The organism is Leptospira brenneri (assembly GCF_002812125.1).
Taxonomy (GTDB): domain Bacteria; phylum Spirochaetota; class Leptospiria; order Leptospirales; family Leptospiraceae; genus Leptospira_A; species Leptospira_A brenneri.
The window spans coordinates 401,935-423,343 of sequence record NZ_NPDQ01000004.1; the positions used below are offsets into that span (position 1 = coordinate 401,935).

Genomic DNA, 21,409 nt, shown 5'->3' on the forward strand with positions numbered 1-21,409 from the left:
CAATGAAATCCGATCCGGTCGAGTGAAAAACAGCCGTTCTTTATTACTTAGGAGCAGTTTCCTTCCAAGATTTGGATTGGCCGTGAAAGTTTAGAAAACTAGCAAAAATGGGATCCTCTTCCACAGGCAAAACGGAGCGAAATCGCATCCAGTCTAGAGCAGTAAAGAGTGCCATTTCGGAAAGCCCTACCTTTCCATCGGTAAAGAAAAAATGACCATTTAACTCTTGTTTGATAAAATCTAAAATAGAGCTGATGCGCAGTGCATTTTTCGTAAGATAGGGAGCTGCATCTGGTTTGATCCCTTCTTTATTGAGATAAAACAAGAGAATTCCATTGTCCAGGGCTTGGTCAATGGCCGTGAGTAAATTGGCTTCACGAAAATGATGCGTCCCCGTTTTGGGACGAAAATTCCCTGAACCTTTCGTTTCCAAAAGGTAATCAGTGATGGTATGGCTGTCCCAAATTTTAACATCATCGATTTCTGCATAAGGGATTTTCCAGAGTGGATTTTTTTCCCGTAATTCCTTTTGCCCTGCATCTGTCATTGTATCCACAAGAGTGAAAGGAATTCCGAGTTCCATACAGAGAAAACGAATGCGTCTTACATAAGGAGAGGTGATGCTACCGTATAATTTCATATAGAGATCATTTTCCTCAACCCTTTATCCTTCAAGAGTAAGATTTTTCAGAATTTCAAAAAAGAGAGAAAATCTCTATACAATTCCCTGAATCGAAATTTCCCTAGTTCGAAGGAAAACAAAGTGAAAGAACGAAAAAACTGGAAAGATTTATTCCCAACCCCGATTTATACCCTTGCCAGTTTTGATATCCAACTTCCCCGATCGGAAAAAGAAAAAACTTATTATGTATTAAAATCTAAAAACTGGGTGAATGTAGTTCCTGTAACTAAATCCGGCGAGATCCTACTCATCAAACAGTACCGACATGGGATTGGGGAAGATAGTTTGGAAATTCCCGGCGGGATTGTGGATGAAGAAGGGCCGGGTTCGGAATTGGAATCGGCCATCAGAGAACTAAGAGAAGAAACGGGATACGCTACAGAAACCTCTAAATACAAACTTCTCTCCAAATTTTCAGGGAACCCAGCCATGTTTACCAACTGGTCTTATTCTTATGTTGCCTACGACGTGGATCTAGTCCATGAAGTGGAATTTGATGAAGGTGAAGACATCGAAATTGTTTTAAAAAAGCCGGAAGAAGTAAAACAGTTGTTACTTGATGGAAACATCCACCACCCCCATATGGCAGCGGCCCTTGGGATTTTTTTCTTAAACCAAAAATCATAACCTAACGATTGTAGAGTTTTTTACTAAGCAGCACTCGGAGATTCACAGCCTTTCCTTGTTTAGATTCTAAAAAAAGAACCGAACAATATTTAGAAAAATCCCCAAGAATCTCGAAATTGCTGGAAAATTAATCATAAGTTTTGAACACTATATTTATGAGAAAGTCCATCGCACAGTCAATCCTAGTACTTATCATAGTATTCAGTCAATTTTCCTTATTTGCGGAAGATGGTGAGAGCTTAGAGCCAATCACCATCACAGTTCAAAAGGGAGAAACCCTTTCTCTCATCTCGGAAAGACACCTTTCTGATCCGAGACGATGGCCAGAACTTTTAAAACATAATAAAATCCCAAATCCCGATCTCATCAAACCGGGCCTTTCTCTTGTTGTCCCAGTTTTCTTAAGAAAACCCGTGGTTGGTGTGACAGAGTTTGTCATTGGATCAGTGGAATGGAACGGGACTGGTGGTAAGGGTCCTTGGGTTCCACTGAAATTAGGACAAGAACTCCATCCCAATGACCAAATCAAAACCACCGGCAAAGGGAAAACCGATGTTCATATCAATAACGTGGGTATGGTGAGAATCTTAACCAATAGCCATTTTGAAGTAAAGGGTGCAGAGAAAAAAGGTGGGGCTGTTACAGTTGCTCTTTTTAAAGGAAGTCTTGATGCAAAAGTTACTAAATCCAATCCACCCACTACGGAACATAAATTCAATATTGTCAGTCCATCTTCTACGGCGGGAGTTCGGGGAACAGAATTCCGCGTGGAGTTAGATGAAAAGCTGAGTTCAACTATTTCTTGTTTTGAAGGTGTGGTTGATGTTGCAGCCCAAGGTAAATCGGTAGAATTAACGCAAGGAATGGCAACTTTCGTAGAAAAAGGAAAGTCTCCAGTACAACCTTATAAAATCCCAGAAGCACCTCGCCTAAAAGAAGAATAGCAGGAATATGAATCGAAAATTTTTACTGATCCTTGGAATTGTTTTTTTAACATTTAGCTCTCTCGTTTCTAAACCCAAAAGAGAACTTCGAATTGCCATCGATGCAGAAGCGGATGCCAATTTTGAATTAGAACTTTGGCAAGAAAAACCAAATGAAAACGGAGATACCATTGCTCCGAAACCTCCTGAATCCATTCAGTTTAAGGGAAACCGAATCACAGTCACACCAAAGGATGATTTTGAATACTTTCGTGTGCGAAGGTTAGGTGAATATGGTGCCAAAGGATTTTGGACTCAAGTCTATTCAACCAATGTAGATCCAGGCTCCCCTCTTTCTGTTCCTCGCGAATTTGCAGCCACTAAAAAAGTTTTTGTTCCCAAACAGGAACCGAAAAAAGCAACTTCTGTGATTTCAGGAGATAGTTTTGTCATTGTTAAAACAAAAGATGAATCCATTCGTTATTTAACAAAAGATGTGTTAACACTAAATCCAAGTGATGATGCCTCTGGTGTTGCTGAAGTTCGTTACCGTATCAATGGCGGGCATTGGAGTTCTAGTAAAGCAATGACATCGGTTCCGATCCAAGAGGAAGGAAGTTACAAGTTTTTGTATTTCTCTGTTGACCATGCCGGAAACAAAGAACCAGTTCAAGTTTTGGACTTTATTAAGGATTCTACTCCACCGGAAACAATACTTGATTGGGTGGGACAAAGTGCCAATGGCAAGGGAGGAGTCAAATTTCTTTCTCCAGAAACAAAAATCAAACTCACTCCCAAAGATCGTTTGAGCGGACCTAAAGATATTCTTGTTGCTTACACTTGTCAGTCGGGAAACCAATCAGAGTTCAAACCTTATACTTCCGAAATTTCTGTTCTGGAACTGAAATCAGTTTGTAAAGGGTCTTTCCAACTTTTTTATTATGCGATAGACCAAGTAGGAAATGAAGAAGCAGTCAAAACATTAAATTTTCAACTGGGTAGTGAATCCAATTAAGTGATAAACTTAGATTGTCGATTGCCCCGAATTTAAGGCTTATAAACACTGGCTAAAGAGATGAAGAAAAATCTTTCTTTAGCCATTTTCAAACATCGTGACTTTCGGTTCTTTATTGTCGCAAGATTCTTTATGGTTCTTGCGATCAACATCCAGGCTACCATTGTTGGTTGGCAAGTTTATGAACTCACAGGCAGTGTTCTTGATTTAGGTCTTGTTGGCCTATTTGAAGCGATCCCTTCTATCATCGTTGCTCTTTATGCCGGTCATCTTGCCGATCTAAGAGATCGTCGTAATATCATTATCGTTTGTTTATTCTTTTTACTTGTTTGTTCCCTGACTCTCTTTGCATTTACCGGGCCCCTTTCCTTTTTACTCGAAACATACAAAGCCTATCCCATTTTTTTAGTGATCTTAATTTCTGGGATTGCACGAGGGTTTATCTCTCCTGCCATTTTTAGTTTTGTCACACAACTTGTTCCCAGAGAACATTACCCACACTCTGCAGCTTGGATGGGAACTTCATTCCAGGCTGGTGCAGTGATTGGCCCTGCTCTCGGTGGGATTGTTTATGGAAGTTTGGGAATGCAAGCAGCTTATGCTCTTGATTCCTTTTGTATCGGACTTCCCTTTTTACTTTTCTTTTGGATCGGAAAACGTAGCCTTCCGGAAAGGAAAGAAAAAGAAGCTTTGAAAGATAGCCTTCTCGTGGGACTTCGTTTCGTTTTAAAAAATGAAATCATGCTCGGTGCAATGGCACTTGATATGTTTGCAGTTCTTTTTGGAGGGGCTGTGGCCCTTCTTCCTGTTTACGCGAAAGACATTCTGTTTGTTGGTTCAGAAGGTCTTGGCTACCTTCGGGCTGCTCCCTCTCTCGGTGCTCTCTTAATGGCATATTACCTCACATACAAACCACCTTTGGAAAAATCCGGTCGAGTCTTGTTAGGTTGTGTATTTGGATTTGGAGTTTGTATGCTTGTCTTCGGGCTTTCTCATTCCTTTATCGTTTCGCTTATGGCCTTGTTTTTATCAGGAGTCTTCGATAGTGTTTCCGTGGTCGTTCGTTCTACCATCATGCAGACAATGACACCTGAAGAAATGCGTGGGCGTGTCAGTGCCATTAACAAAGTTTTTATTGGTTCTTCGAATGAAATCGGGGCTTTTGAATCTGGGGTTTCCGCTAAATTTCTAGGTCCAGTGGGCTCCGTTGTATTTGGAGGCATCATGACGATCCTCGTTGTATGTTTTACCTTCCGTTTATCTCCTAAGTTGAAAGAATTGGAACTGAAAAACTGGGTCTAAAAATGCTTGGAAAATCTCTTTTCTAGAGAATATTGGACATGCCATGTCAGATTTGATCCACGATTCCAAACTTCCCGAAGACAAAAAACACACGCTTGTCCTTCTCATACAAACGATGTTAAACGATGTGAACAAACAAATCACTCATTTAGGAATCAACAACTACATGAAACTCCAAGATGAAATCGCAAAACTACTGATTCCCATCATTGAAGACAAATTAGATTGATTAGTCACTAGAACAAACGGGCGTTACCTTCCTCGATACTTCAAACCGATTTAATAAAAAAACCATCCATTCTGGTGGTTTGTTTTTCTCTTTGGTATGACAAAACGAAAACTTTCCGTTTTCTGTCCCAACCCAGAACCATAAATTTTTTCCTCTCCAAAAATCAGTCTGGCCTAAGATCGTCGCATTCCCATCCAATACAAAGTTCTGTCTGGGATGAGTTCCGTCCCATAAAGAAAAAGAAAGAACTCGGTCTCCATTGGAAAGACTAAGTTTGGTTCCCAAAAAATAATTTTGTAGAAACAGTCGCAAAGGAGAACCGTCTGATTCTTCCCAAATAGGATCCGTTAGGATTGGAGATAAATAAAACCGCTCGCCAGTTTTGGCTCGGATCAGTCCCGTAAATCCTAAACTTTGTTTATAGGCACTAGACAGAGCATTTGAGTTTGCATCAAAAATGGCTTCATTATTGAAGAGTATATTGGTTTGGAATAAGGAATTATGAAATCTCTGGATTGAAAACATTTTTATTTCTGATCCTGGATTGGAGTTTGGAGTGGATAGATTTCCTGATTGGTTTGTAACAGGAATCGCCTTCCACAAAATTCGTTTCCATTCCATAAGAAATTCTCTCGTTACAGAAGGATGATCCATACGAACAAAAATCTCTTTGTTTTTATCTCTAGCCGATACGGAATAATTATAAGAACCAACATAAACAGTCTGATCATCAATGATCATTGTTTTATGGTGTAACAAACCACCTAGATAACGATCATTCTTATAAACAAAATCCACATTTCCATCTTCAAAAATTTGTGAAGGATACACTAAATTCTCACTAAGAAATACCGCCTCTGGATTGACAGACATGATCACAGGAGAGTTATAAATTCCCTCGACCAGAACTCCTCTCTGACTTGCTTCCAGAAGTTTTATACTAAGGACTGGGTCATAATGAGAATAAATTAAAAACTTAATCGAATGTTTTGCATGATCCACTGCATCAAGTAATTGTTGTTGGATTTCTAGACCAGCTTCTGGAGATACAAAGTACTGTAACAAACCAACCTGGAAAAAACCCCGAGGATTTTTTCCCTCCAGTGTTGCGATGATCCCCTCTAGTTCATTCGAGGATATGTTCTGTGCCCAATAGGCGTTATGGTCTGTCAGAAGCCCATGTGTGGTAAAATTTCCCGTTCCTGTGAATAGGCGAATCCCATCAAAAATCCAAATTTTTGTATGGTGGATTCCTGAACCCGACCATCTTTGAATTTCCAATCCTAATGATTCTAATTCAGAATAATCTTCTTCTTGATCACCAAATAAATCTATCCGAACCCCCATTCTTTTTTTCAAATAAAGTTCGGTGAGAATTTCATAATCGTCTATGGAATAGAGATAGGCACGAATTGAAACTTTAGCCTTTCGAATCTCAGAAAGTAAAACATCTTTGACGAAGCTTTTTTTATCCTCTGCAATATCTCGACCAGGATAAGAAAAGTATAAATCTGTTAGAGGTGAGTTTGGAAATAATAAAAACGAAAGATCCTTGGTCGATTTTGAATTTTGACAAAAGCCAAGAAAAGGTAATGATAAAATTAAAAAGGAAAGATAAGTTCGATTCATATTTGTATTCTCCCAAAACAATATCCAAAGTTGGATTTGATACCTATCGATTCAGGTAAAAACAATTGAGAAAATCCAATCCCTAGTTCAAAGGAAGAATCTTCTTTCAAGGAAAGTTCAAATAATCCTTCTCCAATAAAAAATACTTCAAAATCTCTTTTCTGAAAACTGATTCGCCCATCCGCAGGCCCGGCAAATTGATAAGGTAAGAAGTAAGATCCAACCATCTTAGCGACAAACTGATCATAGGTGAATTGTAAAACAAGTTCACTCAAATAACCAAAACTCCTTCCCTCCTTTAACCCAAAGTTTTTTTCATAACCAGATTCGGTGACTGCTGCAGAGGGAAAGATACGAAATATTTGTGAGAGGTAGGGAGTCTGAGCTGGGTGTGTTCCTAGAGATACATAACCATCCTTAATGATTTGATTTTTTTCGTTCCTCTCCTCCCTGTCTGATAAGAAGTGTGAGCTGCGGACCAAAAAATCACCTAACCGTAATTCCATTCCCATCTGGACTGCTTCCCCTGAAATCGGAATGGAACCTGGTTTTGCAGCCACTTTGGAATTGGTTCTATCATTTCCTTTTGCCCAAAGAAAATCGAATTGGAGGTCAAAAATCTCTAAGTCCAGGCCAAATCCCAAATTTCCATTGAGTAAAGAATCTCCATCAGCACCAGAACCTTTCGTTTCTCGAGGACTGTCCTTGGTATGCCTTCCCAAGTTTCCTAACTCAAGATACTGTAGTCCCAACCGAAGAACAAAAAATTCTCCATAAATGAGTCCGAAGGAATGCCTACGATGGTGACTTCGTCTGCCTTCGTTTGGTTCTCTTCCCAAAGGAGTCTCCGTATTCTCTTGTGAAATAGAGGGATTTGGAAGTAAGGAATGAAACCGATCTTTTTCAAACAAAAGAGATCCAGAATACTGGTCCCAAAGAAAAAACTGCAAACCGAGATTGGGTTTTGGGAAAAATTCAATAAACAATCCCTCTCCTCCATCATAACTTGTTTGAAACGATTTTGGTCGAAACAAATGTTCCCGACGTCCCAGACCCAAAAGAAACTTGGATGTTTCATAACCAAGATAATGGTTTTTTCCTAAATAAAATGGCCTAAGTCCGGTTTCTTTTCCCGTAGTTAATTTGATTTCTAAGTCCCAGACAATTTTATCTTTTTTATTTTTATCTTTCAGACCAACAAACATGGATTTATCGGAAACTCGATTCAAATAAGAATGATTTTGGAAGTTTTGCCCCATCCGGTTTATTTCTAAATCCCAAAGGACTGGTTCCGATTCCTTCTGGTTTAATTCTTTAAAAAACAATTCATATCCAAGAACCCCAACTTCGACACCCACAGCAAATTTCGGGGATGTACAAAACGAAAAAGCCACGGCAAAAACAAATACAACCTTTGAAGGAATCAAAGTCCCTCGCGAAAGATTTCGTAATCGGCCGCCTTCATCCCTGTGACACCTTGTTTCAGCCAAAGGAATTCTCCTGTTGTGACTGGAATGCGAATGGGAGAGTGACTCTCTTTATGTCCAAAGGAAGAAATGAGGAGGGAACCTTGGTTTTGCTTTTTTCTCAGTTGGATGGATTCACCGGATGCAATTCCATTTCCAATGGTGGCTGTTGATTTTACTGTGAGGAGTAAATCCGATTCTCTTTGGAAGATGGGCAAAAACCAATCCTTTCCATCGGGGTCCACAATCCAGGCGCATCCATTGGGGTTTAAGATCGTAGAATTGGATTCAAATCTTTGACCACCCGCCCCTAAAGGATACTTACCCAAGAACCGGGTTTGGTAGGAGACTAGTTCATCTGTGCTCACTTCGTCTTCTACTAAGTAAACACTCAAATCTTCAGAATTCGTCCCACGGTTGCAGAGATAAATCCATTCGTTTTGAGACTCATGTGGGTTTGGATAAATGGCTTCGATTTGAACAGGACCTTTTTGTTCTAAAAAACTTTTCGGTTGGATGAGCTGAGGATGGTTAAAATAAGAATAAATCTGTTCTTCTGGAAAAAACGGGAGTGGACTACCCGAATCGACTGTATAGGAAGCATCACCTAATCTTTGTAAATTGATCTGTATTTTGTTAGATCCATTTCCCAAATAAATTCCCGTTTGGTTCTCCAATGGAAAATTCGTAGTATAATGATAAGGAAGTGCTAACCTCTCGACTTCTAAACTTCGTAATTTTGATACTCCGGGAGATCGAAAATCGGAAGGACAAGATGATGATGGAACCAAGGAACGTGAAAAAAGAATGGGAGCCGGTTCTGGATGGAGTGACCGAGTTCCCCCGAGACTTTTTTCCCGAACCAAACTGGGATTAAAGTTTAGTGTTAAGTTTTCTGATAAATGATTTTTATAACGAAGAGAAAGGAAGGGTTCGGAAAAAAAATCTTCTGGCAATCGGTAGATTCTGTCTCCGTTACAAAGAGAGGATTGACCTGCCAGTGTAATGATTTGGCTGCCCTTTGGTTTCCAAAATGAATATGTCTTTCCATTTTCTCTTTCAAAACGAACCACCCCTTCTTCTGGATCCCAAAATCCAAAGTCCAAAAATGGAAACTGGTTAGGATTATATTCAAGAAGTTCTGTCGAAGCATTGACCACCAAACTTTCGTTTACAGTTCCTGGACTTAAGTGGAAACCATAGGCAGAAAGAAAAGGAGAACTGCCAAAGAACGGATGAGGAGATTGGTTTCCCGAAGTTATTTGTATCGAATGCCTATTTTTCTCTTGGAATCGAAGTAAATGAAATTGATCTGGACTGGACAAAAATTCAGTTTTCGTTTTATCTTTTCTGTCTTCCCAAAAGAAATTTGGAATTTGAAAGACAAACTTAGGAAGAGAAAAGGGTTTTTCTTTTTCTAAAATTTCCAGACCCGACCAGAGTTTTCTTGTAAGAACAAAAATAGATCCAGAAGGCAAAATCCATTCATCAGCTGACAAAGGATAAATGGAATGATCAAAAACCCAGTTTAACGAAGATCCGTCACAAGTTCTTCCTAAATTTTGGAACTCAAAAAAACCTGGGATAGGCATTTCGGAATCAAAATGATTGCCAGGATAAAATTCTGTAATATGGATTTGGTCCGTTTGGCAACTCGGTATATCTCCATCTCTTTCTTTGGTTTGCAAAAGATTGGGTAGACCAGGGTTTCCACAAAAGAGATCCTTTGCCTTCCAAAGATTATACTGATTGCGACAAGACAGAGAACGAACCTGACTTGAAAAAAACTCATTCCCTTGCCGAAAGGAAAAATGGGAATCTCTAAATTCTGAATTTCCGAAGCGGACTTGTGCATCCGTTCCCAGTCCCGAAAGGAATTCTTTGGGAATGGGAATTCCTTGATATCTCTGGTCATCAGAAAAAAGTAAAATCCCATGTGGTAGAATGATCTTGGATCGTTTGGCAAATAAATCCGACTGAAAGGACTTCCATTCCCCTCCGATTTCTAGGTCAATCGTAGGATCCTTCGGGCAAAGGACAGAGTCTTTTGGATTTTCCCATTCGATCCACCTTTGGTACGAGGATTCGGAATGACGAAAGAGTTCCGAAACAACGGGTTCTGTGGGATCGCAATGAGAGAACCAATTTTCATTTTGTGATTCGATTCTTTCTGCAATTTCTCCTAAATCAGGGCAACCAAGTTCGAAAGAAAGAACGAGTTGTTTGTTTTCTGAACCCATAAGCCGGTGGGAAGGAAATAGAATCTCACATACTTCAGAAGTTCTCTGGATAAAAGTAGGATGAGGGAGCCCAAAGGTTTGGTAAGTGACAAGTCCACTCGACCAAATTTGTCTCTCCCATTGCAAAACCTTGTTCAGTGCTTCGCTGTCTTTTTTCCATTTTCCGTATTCTAAGGCTACGGCCTTCCATCCATTTCCCTTGATCTCCCAAGAAGGATACTCTTTCGGTTCCTCTTCTAGTAAGGAAAACCCCTGGTTCCATTTTTCAGATATGTGTTCGTTTGTTTTCCAACAGATGCGAAATTTTCCACCTAACTCACGATCATACAATGAGAGAGGAAGAGAATGGATACAAAGTAAACCAGATTCAAAACTTGTATAGTTTGTGTTTTCAATGATATCTCCCGCATCTTCCACCTCTCCATATTGGAATTCAAGGCGAGGGACTTCATCATAAACTCCACCAAACGAAAGGAAGGGGGAATTTTCTTTATTTTGGCATCCTAGGAGAAATAATATAAAGACTAAAATTTGTTTTCGCATCTCCCACCTCAATGGATACAGGTGGAAGAGAAAAACCTATGGTTCTATTTTTCTTAAATTTTGGATTCCATTGTAGATTTTTTCCGCAAGGACAGGCCCAATGCCAGGAACATTTTTTAATTCATCAATGCTTGCATCGGTAACTTTCTTTTTGGATTGAAAATAGGATAAAATACTTTTCCTTCGACTCGCACCAATATCTTCAATATCATCCAAAATCGTTTTTAAGGCTTTTTTCTTTCTTTGGACTCTTTGGAAGGTCACACCGAACCGGTGCGCCTCATCCCGCAAATTCCGAAGGAGTCGCATCATGGGTGAATGGATATCAAAACTATAAGGGTGTTTTTCACCTGGGAAATAAATTTCTTCCCTTTTTTTTGCAAGACCGACCATGGGAATATGACCTAGCTCAAGCGCATTGGCTGCTTCAGCCGCTCTTGACAACTGAGTGAGTCCCCCATCAATCACAATCAGATCAGGTAATGGTTCTTCTTCATTTACCAAATGACTGAGCCTACGAGCAATGACCTCATGAATCATCCCTGGATCATTGATCCCCTCATACCCTCGCATTTTATAATGCCTATAACCTGCCTTATACGGTTTTCCATCCACAAACATCACACCGCTGGCAACGGGAGAAGAACCTTGAAAATGTGAAATATCATAACATTCTATCGTTCTAGGCAAAACAGGTAAATTTAATTTGTCTTGGAGTTCTTTCATCGCCACCGATTGGTCACGAAGTTTAGTCGCAAGGATTCGTTCGGTCAAACTAAGGTCGGCATTTTTTTCCGCAAGTCGCAGGAGAGATTTTTTGGGACCCATTTCCGGAAACTTAAGTTTGATAGAAGTTCCAAATTTTTCCGTAATGGCTTCAACAAATACATCATAGTTGCCCTTGGCCGAAGGTGGTAAAAAAACAATACTTGGTAAAAGAGTGACATTTAAATAATAATCACGAAGAAACGATGTAAAAACTTCCTCATCATCAGAAAAAGATAAGCCTGTTAGAGGGAAAGACTTTTTACCTTCAAGCCTTCCGCCACGCACTTCTAAAATCACAACCTGGCCATCATCCTCTCTTTTGCTAATCCCGAGGATGTCTTCATCTCCCCCATCCATACTAACAACAGTTTGCTTTTCTCGAACAACATTGATTTTTTCGATTCTTACTTTTAGATACCCTGCTCTTTCATATTCCATCCTTTCGGATGCCTTCACCATAGCTGTTTTTAGACCTGCAACCAAACGTTCTTTTTTACCTTCTAAAAAACTTAAGATTTCATCAACTAACTCTGAGTAGGTTTCTTTGGTGACATTCCCCTGGCAAGGACCAAGACAACGTCCCATATGGAAATTGAGACAAGGTCTCTGTGGTTTGGCAAGAGGGAGTTTGAGTTTTGTTTTCCGAATTGGAAAGATTCTATGTATCAATTCCAAAGTGTCACGTGCCGCTTTTACATCGGTAAAGGGTCCAAAGTAGCGGTCTCCGTTATCTTTGATTTTCCGCGTCAAAAAGACCATAGGATAATCTTCACTTGTGGATACACAAAGAAAGGGATATCTTTTATCGTCTTTCAGTCTGACATTGAACTTTGGATTGTATTTTTTAATTAAAGTGGCTTCTAAAAGTAAGGCTTCTTTTTCGGTACTGGTAGCAATCCAATCTAGGTCATACAATTCAACATTAAGGGCTCTAGTTTTACGATCTTTTTGGTTTGGGTTTAAATAAGACCGAACTCTTGACTGTAATTTTAGTGCTTTGCCTACATAGATCACTTCACCTAATTCATTTTTCCAAAGATAACATCCAGGTGAACTTCCTAAGTTTTTAATCTTTTCCTGAATGGTTTTGAGAACAAGTGAGTCTTTCATTATAGGTTCTTAATGGAATTTTACGTTTACAATTCTTAGACGGTCTGTATCCCTAGGGTATGGATATGCGTAAAATGATCAAATTTATAATTTTTGGTCTAGAAGGTTTTAATTACGGAATCGGTGTCCCCACTCTCCTTGCTTATATTTATTTTTTTACAGAATGGTCAGGAGAAGAATTTCAAACGATTCTAATTTCGACCGCTATTGCCGTTTTTTTCATCCTAGGATTTTGTATTAGTTTTTATTGGATTCGGTTTGCTCCCGTTTCGCGAATCGGAAGACCAGAAGCAACAAAACGCGATCACAAATTAGCTTACTTTTGGTTGGATCATTTGGGACGTGTCGCCATCATCGATATGATCATCCGGTATGCGATTGGATTTTTGTTTGTTTTAGGAGCCCTTCTCTTTTACTTGAGATCAACAAACTTTGTCCTTATGAGTGAAATGGCTATCGGTTTATTTCTCACTCTTGCCATTACCGTCATCTTTCAATCCATCTTCATTGATTATGTAGAAAATAAATTTAATATCAAAGGAATCCTCCTCAACATTCGAAATGATCATACAAGGCATATCAATACAAGAAAACTTTCCCGAAACTTAGGATTCCAAACGGTTCTTTCCTTTTTTGCAGCGATTCTTATTTTATTTATCATCAACTATCGGATGAATTTCAGGCAAGAATTGAATTTGGTCAATACCAGCATGGAACAATCCGTGATGGACTCAGAGACCTTAATGCGAGTGACTCTTGTTGACTTTCGGGACAGGCTCACCCTTTCCATTTTTGCAGAAAATAAATTAAAAGACCAAATCATAAAAAAAGACGTTCAAGCCATTCGAGCTGTCTTAAACGAAATCCAGTTAAAAAGTACAAACCATGCCGTCGAAGCATTATTCTATTACAAACCAGAAGACGGGATTTTTGTCTCAACCAATGAATATAATCGGACAAAAACTGGTTCTGTATTTTTTATCGAAGATGTAGATCTAGCCAAACAAGGTCCACTTAGACATACGAGCATTCGTTCTCGTGTCTCAGGTGATATTATCTCTCCTTATACACTTCCCGTTTACCAAAATGATCAGTTTCTCGGTTATGTAGGTGGATTTTTAAACATTGGTAAACTTTCCAGTTTCATTTTGGGGAATATCAAAATTGGACTTTCTGGTAAGGTTGGATTTTTTGATGGAGATGGAACGATCGTCTACTACTCAAACAAAAAAGAAATCGGAAACAACGCCAAAGCGAAGTTAGTTTTTGATCTTCCTTTCCAAAATGAAAATGCGCTCGGTTTTGTTGACTCTACGGAAGATGGAACTTTAAAAAGAATTTTCTTTGTAAAAAACCCTGAGTTCAATTATGTTATTTTTTCTATTTTCGAAAACACAGAGTTGTATGAAAAAACATTAGTCAGTTTGTTCACCACTCTCGGGATCTCCATTGTTGTGGTTTTATTCATTGGAATCATTACGGTTCTAGTGATAGAATCCAAACTAAAACCATTAGAACGAATTCGAACAAGAATTGCAGAGATGGTCAAAGGCAATTTACAATCTGATTTTTATGACTCGAGTCGAGACGAAATTGGAAGTATGGCGAATGCCATGTTTGATTTTCAAACGAAACTTAGACAGATTGTCAATAAAACTCAAACGGTCTCGAACGAACTCACAAATACCAGTTCCGATATTTATGAATCTATGTTATCTCTTTCCGATGCCGCGCAGAACCAAGCAGCAAGTAGTGAAGAAATTTCAGCTTCAGTGGAAGAAATCACCGCAGGAATAGAAAGTGTAGCCCAAAGGACAGAAACCCAATCCTTTACATTAGTTTCTCTTATGAAAAAGATGACAGAACTGAATGAGGCAGTTTCTGAGATCGATAAAAAGTTCCAAGTTGCTGACACAAGAGTCGAAGAAATCACAAACGATGCAAAGTTAGGTGAAAAATCTTTAAGTGAGATGAAACTCTCGATGGATAATATTTATCAGTCCTCTTCGGAGATGACAAATGTTGTCGAAATCATCCATAACATATCAGAACAAATCAATTTACTAGCACTGAATGCCGCCATAGAAGCAGCAAGAGCCGGTGTCGCAGGAAGAGGTTTTGCCGTAGTTGCCGATGAAATCTCAAAACTCGCCGAAAAAACCGCAAAATCGATTGATGACATTGAAGAACTCATCAAACAAAATGAAGGGGAAATCAAACAAGGTCAGGAAAAAATTGACCAGTCCATCGTCATTTTAAGCGAAACGATTTCTGGTGTGAACTCGATCAACCAAATGACAAAAGAAATTCGTACAGTCGTCCAAAAACAAATTGAAACCAATGAAGAAGTCAACGAAGGTGTCACTCAAATTCGCGAACTTTCCGAAATGATCAAGGAAGCAACCGACGAACAAAAGATGGCGATGTTAGAAATTTCGAGATCAATGGCAGAAATCAATACCCATGCGCAAACCACTGCCATGTCGAGTGAAGGAACCAAATCTAGTTCTCAAAACATGAACCAACTTTCTGAAAGTTTACGAAGAGAGATCAATTATTTCCATGTCTAAATCTAAAAACAAAGTTCCATTCAAAACAAGATTGTATGCTTTTCTGATCCCGCTCTTTCTAGGACTCGTATTTGCAGTTCTGTTTAAGTATTACGTAATCACTCCTGTTCATATTCCGAATCAGTTTATGGAACCCACTCTAAAAAAAGGATCCACCGCTTACTTCAATCGTTTGTTTCGGGTCAAACAATTAGGGATTGGTGATGTAGTGCTCGTTCGTTCTCCTCTGGATCCAGAGTCCTTTTTAATCGCAAGGATCGTTGGAAAACCAGGGGATACCATTTATGTTCAAAAACGTATGGTCTTTCGAAATGGATCATTACTTGACCCAACCAGTTTTCCAGAATCTTCTCCGGGAGAGATTCCTCTCATCCCACAAGGAAAAACAGAATCAGATGATCTGCCGAAACTCACTGTTTCTGAAAAATCTTTTTTCTTACTCGCAGACAACCGCGAACTCGGAGTGGATTCGAGAACTTTAGGTGTCGTTCCAGAAAACCAAATCATTGCAACTCTATGGTAAAAATAAACAAGAGTTAGGTTTTTAGAAAAAAAGGTAAGTCCACAAAAAACTTAGTTTTTCCAGGCCTTGTTTCAAAGTGGATCCGGCCATTGTGCCTTTCCACGATCTTTCTACAAATATCGAGCCCAAGCCCACTCCCTTCCCCCGAAGGTTTGGTCGTAAAAAAAGGCTCGAAGATTCGGCTTTGTACATCAAAAGGGATCCCTGATCCAGAATCTTCCACAGTCACTCGCACCATTCCTTGGAAAACTTCTGTTCGAATTTTCATTTCTCCGAAGAAGGTCATCGCTTGGAGTCCATTATAAATCAAATTTGTCCACAGATGTAACAATTCTTCCGGATATCCTTCTATTAGAGGAATGGATGCGTATTCTCTCACTAAAGTTACTTTTTTCTTAAACTGATTTTGATAGAGAGTGATGACTGTTTCAATATTTTCCTCTAGATTTGTTCTCACGGGACTTGAAGAAACTTCAAACCGAGCAAAGTTTTTTAAGGCAAAGGTCATTTTACTTGCTCGTTCGACAGCCAATTGCATAATACTTAAAGACTGGTACACAGTGATCTCTTCAGCTAACAAAGATACTATGGCAAAAACATCAGAATCTTGAAACAGGATTTCGAACTCTTCGAGAATGGGTAATTCAAATCCTGAATCGATCAACTGATAGGAAAAGGATTCAGGAATACTTTTAGATTTCAGCCAGGATTCAATTTCTTTTCTCCGCCTCATCCTTTCCTTTCCAGAAACCATTTCGACACGGGTTTTTAATACATCCAAACAATTCAGAAATAACTTCTGTTTCTCTAAAGAAGGAAGTAAATCCTTCAATTCTTTTTGGAATAAAGACAATTCGGAATCAAATAGAGATTGTTTTAAATTCTGAGCAGAAGCATGGATGGCAGCGATTGGGTTATTGATTTCATGAGCGATCCCAGCAACTAATTGACCAAGACTTGCCATTTTTTCGGATAAAATCAACTGGGCTTGTGTTTTTTGTAAACTGGTAATGGTAACTTCTAATTCTGCATTTGTTATTTTCAGGTTCTTTGTCCGTTCTTCAACCAACCTTTCCAAACTTTCATTTAATTCACGAAGTTCCTTTTCCCTAGCTTGTAATTCTTTATTGATTTCATTTTTCCGTAAATTACTAACTGTGAGTGCAATTTGATCTCCCAATTGGCTACAAAAAATGATTTCATTCTCTTCCCAACTATGAGGTTTCCCTACATGTTCAAAACATAAAGTGCCGATTAACTCTTCTCCCATCCGAATCACCCCGTCTAACATCGCTGTAATGTTATTTGGTTTTAAATACGACTCAATAAACCCTTTGGTTCTTGGGTCTGTATAGGGATCACTTGCATCTACATATTTTTCTGTCACAAGGTATTGAAACTCTTCACGAAATTCCTGTTCTTTTAAAATGCCCCCTGAGCCATGTTCGCCTTTACTTAAGAAAAAAGTATCCACATTCAGTAGCTCATCTTTGGTTTCGTTAAAAAGCCAAACACCAACACGTTCGATTCCCAAAAGCTCGGAAACTGATTTTGTAATGAACCTAGCGAATATAAGGATTTCTCCAGAACGGATGGCTGGATGGGAGGAGACCTGGGCCAAAATCCTTTGTTCCGCTCGTGCCCGGTTGAGCTCTTTTTCTAAGCCTTTCATGGGTAATCTAGAATCCTATTGGACGGATTCCTAGAGGAATTCTAGCCAAAGAAGACGTGAATTTCACAATTTCTTAAGCCTTCTCTGCGTACTTAGCCCTTAAAATGAGTGACAGAGACCCCGAACCCGAAATTCTGTAATTAAAAAATCGTTTCATCTTTCGATACGAGCCTTTTAGGAGAAACTCATGGTAAAAATCGCAATCAATGGTTTTGGTCGCATTGGACGTCTAGTACTTCGATCCGGAATCAAAGATCCCAATCTGGAATTTGTCGCAATCAATGACCTTGTGACACCGGACAATCTTTCTTATCTTTTCAAATATGACTCCACTCACGGTCGCTTTGACGGTGAAGTTTCCCACACAGACAATGAAATCATTATCGATGGTAAAAAAGTAAAAACCTTCTCGGAAAGAGATCCTGAAAAACTCCCATGGAAAGAACTCGGAGTGGACTTCGTCATTGAATCGACTGGTCTTTTTACTGACCGAGTGGGTGCTGAAAAACACATCAAAGCAGGGGCTAAAAAAGTTGTGATCTCAGCTCCAGCAAAAGACAAAGATATCCCTACTTTTGTAATGGGTGTGAACCATGAAAAATACGATTCTGCAAAAGACAATGTAGTATCCAATGCATCTTGTACAACTAACTGCCTCGCTCCGATCACAAAAGTGGTTCTTGACAACTTTGGAATCGTAGAAGGTCTGATGACTACCATCCACGCGATGACAGCAACCCAACCAACCGTAGACGGACCTTCTAAAAAAGACTTCCGTGGTGGTCGTGGTGCCGCTCAAAACATCATCCCAGCATCCACTGGTGCTGCAAAAGCAGTAGGACTTTGTATCCCAGAAGTGAACGGAAAACTCACAGGTATGAGTTTCCGAGTTCCGACTCCAGACGTATCAGTTGTGGACTTAACCGTTCGTACAGAAAAACCAACTAGCCTTGCTGAAATCAAAAAGAAAATGAAAGAAGCAAGTGAAGGTTCCATGAAAGGAATCCTTGGTTACACTGAGGATATGGTTGTTTCTAACGACTTCCTCGGAGACATTCGTTCTTCTATTTTTGATGCAGATGCTTGTATTGAACTTAGCTCCACTTTTTTCAAACTAGTATCTTGGTATGACAATGAGATGGGATACTCCAACCGAGTTTTAGATCTCGTACGTTACATGGCAAAAAAAGGCTAAGATGAAATTACCTCTTCTAGAAGAACAAAATCTAAAAGGAAAACGAGTTTTTGTTCGTGTGGACTTCAATGTCCCTGTCGAAAACGGCAAAGCCACGGACAAAACTCGAATTGAAAAAACCCTCCCGACTTTGGAGTTACTGATTTCCAAAGGGGCAAAGATCATTCTGGGAAGTCACTTAGGACGCCCGAAAGGTGGCCCTGAGGCAAAATACTCCATGAAACCGGTGTTTGATGTTCTTTCCACACTTGTCAAAACCAAAGTCAGTTTTTCTGACTCTGTGATTGGCACAGATGTTGTAAAGAAGTCCAATGAACTCGGCGATGGCGAAATTCTCCTTTTAGAAAACCTTCGTTTCCATAAGGAAGAAGAGGAAAACGAAGCCGGTTTCTGTAAGGAACTGGCTAAGCTTGCTGATGTCTATGTCAACGATGCCTTTGGAACGGCCCACAGAGCCCATGCCTCTACAGAAGGTGTGGCTCACTTACTTCCTGCGTTTGCGGGACTCCTCATGCGAAAGGAAATCGAGGTTCTCAGTGGCCTACTCGCAAGACCAGAGCGCCCTTTCGTAGCGATTGTTGGTGGTTCCAAAGTCAGTTCTAAATTTGCTATTTTAAAAAACCTTCTCGAGAAGGTAGACCACCTTCTCATTGGAGGAGGAATGGCTTATACCTTTCTCAAATCCAGAGCGGTTCCCGTGGGAAAATCCCTCGTAGAGCCAGACTTTGAATCCCAAGCCTTCCAACTGATTGACAGAGCGGGAATCCAAGGAGTTGACCTCCAAATTCCCATCGACCATATCATTGCTGATAATTTTGATCCCAATGCCAAAACAAAGTCGGTCGATAAAATGGGGATTTTGGATGGATGGATGGGAATGGACATTGGTCCTAAAACCATCGACAATTATATAAAAGCCATCAAAGAAGCCAAAACCATTCTTTGGAATGGACCGATGGGAGTGTTCGAAATGGATAAGTTCTCCAAAGGAACCATTGAGATTGCAAAGGCCATCAGTAAATCCAAAGCCAAAACCGTTGTTGGCGGTGGCGATTCCATTGCGGCTGTGAACAAAGCCGGTGTGGCAGACAAAATCACTCATATTTCTACTGGTGGAGGTGCTTCTTTAGAATTTTTAGAAGGACGAACACTACCAGGTGTGGAATGTTTACTCCCTAAGGAAGGAAAATAAGATGAGAAAGAAAATCATTGCGGGAAACTGGAAAATGAATTTAACTTTGGCAGAAGGGATCTCCATCGCCAAAGGTCTCGTTTCTGCAAGTACTACCTCTTCTTATGAAGTGATGGTTTTCCCAAGTGCCTTACATTTGGAATCCATCTCTACAATTGCTAAGGGATCAAACCTCATAGTAGGAGCGCAAAACGCTTACCAGTCGGGCCTCACTGCCATGACTGGAGAGATCTCTCCTGTCCAACTCGCAGAACTTGGAATTCAGACAGTTCTTGTGGGTCACTCCGAAAGACGTCAGTTCCTCGGGGAAACCTCTGAGTTTGACAATGCAAAGATTTTGCATTTTTTAAAATCTGGTCTTCGTGTTGTATACTGCGTAGGAGAAACCTGGGCAGAACGCGAAAAAGGAAATACCTTTACTGTCTTAGAAGACCAAATCAAAAAAGGGTTAAAAGACATTACAAGTGATCTATTCGCAAAACTGGTAATTGCTTACGAACCTGTTTGGGCGATTGGGACGGGAAAGGTTGCCACTCCCGTCGAAGCAGAAGAAGCACATGCCTTTATCCGTAAAGAAATTGGTAATTTATTTGTGGGTACAAGTGCCATTGCTGAAAAAATTCAAATTCTTTATGGTGGTTCTGTAAAACCAGATAACATTAAAGAATTACTCGCCAAACCAAATATAGACGGTGGCCTCGTAGGAGGAGCCAGTCAAAAATTGGATTCATTTTTAGGACTTTTAAAATAAGGAAACAATATGGGATTTTTTGCAGGAACCATCCTCACACTATTTATTCTACTCTCACTCTTTCTCATCCTTCTTGTCATGATCCAAACCGGAAAAGGTGGAAGCGCAGGAATGTTAGGTGGATCAACCGCGAGCCAATCGGTATTCGGTGCCTCCACAGCTGATGTAATGACAAAAACCACTCGCGTTGCAGCGATTCTTTTTATCGTTCTATCACTTGCACTTTCCTTTGTTTTTGCCAAAAAAGATGAAGTTTTAGTTCCCGATCTAGAACCAAGTTTAGAAGCTCCGGTAGAAACTGATGGAACTACTCCCGAAGTACCGGCTCCTACTACTCCTTAATTTATTCTTCTTGAGTGTTGGTCTCTCCGCTGAGACCGGCACTTCCGAAAAAGAAAATAGATTAGATAAGGAAATCCTTAGTCTTTACCGAGATATCGCTAAAGCTAGGGATCTTTTGTCTTACGAAACCCTAACATCTCTTCCTGCCAACACAACGATCAGCTTCATTGGAACCTATCCCAATAGAACTGGGATTCGGATTCGAAAGTACAAAGTGGATCCAGACCCGCAGAACAAAAACCGAATCAAACATTCAGAAGAAAAATCCATTCTTTTAGAATTCAACGGGTCAGTTCTTTCTAAAGTGGAAGTTTTAGTGGTCACTGAAGATACCGAAATCGAACAAAAAACAAAAACCAAAATCTCTGATACCTCACCCTTAGATGAATCCTTAAACGATATGGTGATTAGTTTTTCTGGAATCGATGGATCAGATAGTTTTCCACTTTCATCTCTTCGTAATGATGAAATTAAACAGGAAAGAAACGATTTTAAAAAAGATTTTTATATCAAATTTCTATTGGACTTTCATAGCCAGTTGGCATCAATCACTGCCTTACAAAAAACTGGTGGCAACAAAAGTCAAAAATCTATGTTCAAACAATTAAACCAATCCTTGGGATACTGATT

General features: G+C 39.7%; 18 protein-coding genes. 12 read left to right on the plus strand and 6 right to left on the minus strand.

The annotated features are described in order from the left end of the window. Positions 1-43 precede the first annotated feature (43 nt). Entirely contained in the window at positions 44-640 is a 597-nt protein-coding gene (locus tag CH361_RS11065; protein WP_100790863.1) for a glutathione S-transferase family protein, read from the minus strand. Positions 641-763: 123 nt separating this feature from the next. On the opposite strand from CH361_RS11065, the gene CH361_RS11070 reads away from it, so the two are divergent. The 5 genes from CH361_RS11070 (at position 764) to CH361_RS11090 (ending at position 4,778) form a co-directional block, all read left to right on the plus strand. Further along, a complete protein-coding gene (locus CH361_RS11070) occupies positions 764-1,309 on the plus strand; it encodes an NUDIX hydrolase (protein ID WP_100790864.1) in 546 nt (181 codons plus the stop codon). A 155-nt stretch (positions 1,310-1,464) separates the two neighbouring features. Further along, positions 1,465-2,253 (plus strand): FecR family protein, encoded by a 789-nt coding sequence (locus CH361_RS11075; protein ID WP_100790865.1) that lies wholly within the window; start codon positions 1,465-1,467, stop codon positions 2,251-2,253. 7 nt (positions 2,254-2,260) lie between these two features. After that, entirely contained in the window at positions 2,261-3,247 is a 987-nt protein-coding gene (locus CH361_RS11080) for an LBF_2017 N-terminal domain-containing protein (protein ID WP_100790866.1), read from the plus strand. A 60-nt stretch (positions 3,248-3,307) separates the two neighbouring features. Beyond that, positions 3,308-4,549 (plus strand): MFS transporter, encoded by a 1,242-nt coding sequence (locus CH361_RS11085; protein WP_100790867.1) that lies wholly within the window; start codon positions 3,308-3,310, stop codon positions 4,547-4,549. A gap of 43 nt (positions 4,550-4,592) precedes the next feature. Next, positions 4,593-4,778: a hypothetical protein gene (locus CH361_RS11090; RefSeq protein ID WP_100790868.1), complete on the plus strand. Its 186-nt coding sequence runs from the start codon at positions 4,593-4,595 to the stop codon at positions 4,776-4,778. On the opposite strand, the gene CH361_RS11095 is transcribed toward CH361_RS11090, so the two are convergent. From CH361_RS11095 to uvrC, 4 genes are read right to left on the minus strand one after another with little or no spacing between them, the layout of a single operon-like run. After that, a complete protein-coding gene (locus tag CH361_RS11095) occupies positions 4,779-6,407 on the minus strand; it encodes a phospholipase D-like domain-containing protein (RefSeq protein ID WP_100790869.1) in 1,629 nt (542 codons plus the stop codon). It lies immediately after the preceding gene. Beyond that, positions 6,404-7,801, minus strand: a complete 1,398-nt coding sequence (locus tag CH361_RS11100) for an LA_2168 family protein (protein ID WP_425268681.1) — start codon at positions 7,799-7,801, stop codon at positions 6,404-6,406. The genes CH361_RS11095 and CH361_RS11100 overlap by 4 nt, the downstream gene beginning before the upstream one ends. A 29-nt stretch (positions 7,802-7,830) precedes the next feature. Next, positions 7,831-10,656, minus strand: coding sequence for an LIC11755 family lipoprotein (locus CH361_RS11105; protein ID WP_100790871.1), 2,826 nt, complete (start codon positions 10,654-10,656; stop codon positions 7,831-7,833). A 36-nt stretch (positions 10,657-10,692) separates the two neighbouring features. Continuing rightward, on the minus strand, positions 10,693-12,534 hold the full coding sequence (gene uvrC, locus CH361_RS11110; RefSeq protein WP_100790872.1) for an excinuclease ABC subunit UvrC: 1,842 nt from the start codon (positions 12,532-12,534) through the stop codon (positions 10,693-10,695). Positions 12,535-12,608: 74 nt separating this feature from the next. Between uvrC and CH361_RS11115 the strand changes: the two genes are divergently transcribed. Both CH361_RS11115 and lepB read left to right on the plus strand, forming a co-directional pair. Next, positions 12,609-15,104: a methyl-accepting chemotaxis protein gene (locus CH361_RS11115; RefSeq protein ID WP_100790967.1), complete on the plus strand. Its 2,496-nt coding sequence runs from the start codon at positions 12,609-12,611 to the stop codon at positions 15,102-15,104. Then, a complete protein-coding gene (lepB, locus tag CH361_RS11120; protein ID WP_100790873.1) occupies positions 15,097-15,627 on the plus strand; it encodes a signal peptidase I in 531 nt (176 codons plus the stop codon). Before CH361_RS11115 ends, lepB begins: the two co-directional genes overlap by 8 nt. Positions 15,628-15,640: 13 nt before the next feature. Here lepB and CH361_RS11125 read toward each other — a convergent pair whose 3' ends face one another. After that, the gene (locus CH361_RS11125; RefSeq protein WP_100790874.1) at positions 15,641-17,299 is read right to left on the minus strand and encodes a GAF domain-containing sensor histidine kinase; all 1,659 of its coding nucleotides are present in this window, start codon (positions 17,297-17,299) and stop codon (positions 15,641-15,643) included. A 187-nt stretch (positions 17,300-17,486) separates the two neighbouring features. Between CH361_RS11125 and gap the strand changes: the two genes are divergently transcribed. The 5 genes from gap to CH361_RS11150 are packed head-to-tail and all read left to right on the plus strand — an operon-like array spanning position 17,487 to position 21,407. Continuing rightward, on the plus strand, positions 17,487-18,494 hold the full coding sequence (gene gap, locus CH361_RS11130; protein WP_002973650.1) for a type I glyceraldehyde-3-phosphate dehydrogenase: 1,008 nt from the start codon (positions 17,487-17,489) through the stop codon (positions 18,492-18,494). 1 nt (position 18,495) lies between these two features. Further along, entirely contained in the window at positions 18,496-19,686 is a 1,191-nt protein-coding gene (locus CH361_RS11135) for a phosphoglycerate kinase (RefSeq protein ID WP_100790875.1), read from the plus strand. A gap of 1 nt (position 19,687) precedes the next feature. After that, a complete protein-coding gene (tpiA, locus tag CH361_RS11140) occupies positions 19,688-20,437 on the plus strand; it encodes a triose-phosphate isomerase (protein ID WP_100790876.1) in 750 nt (249 codons plus the stop codon). Between the two features lie 9 nt (positions 20,438-20,446). Then, a complete protein-coding gene (gene secG, locus CH361_RS11145) occupies positions 20,447-20,779 on the plus strand; it encodes a preprotein translocase subunit SecG (RefSeq protein ID WP_100790877.1) in 333 nt (110 codons plus the stop codon). Beyond that, positions 20,739-21,407, plus strand: coding sequence for an LIC_12096 family protein (locus CH361_RS11150; RefSeq protein WP_100790878.1), 669 nt, complete (start codon positions 20,739-20,741; stop codon positions 21,405-21,407). Before secG ends, CH361_RS11150 begins: the two co-directional genes overlap by 41 nt. Positions 21,408-21,409 lie beyond the last annotated feature (2 nt).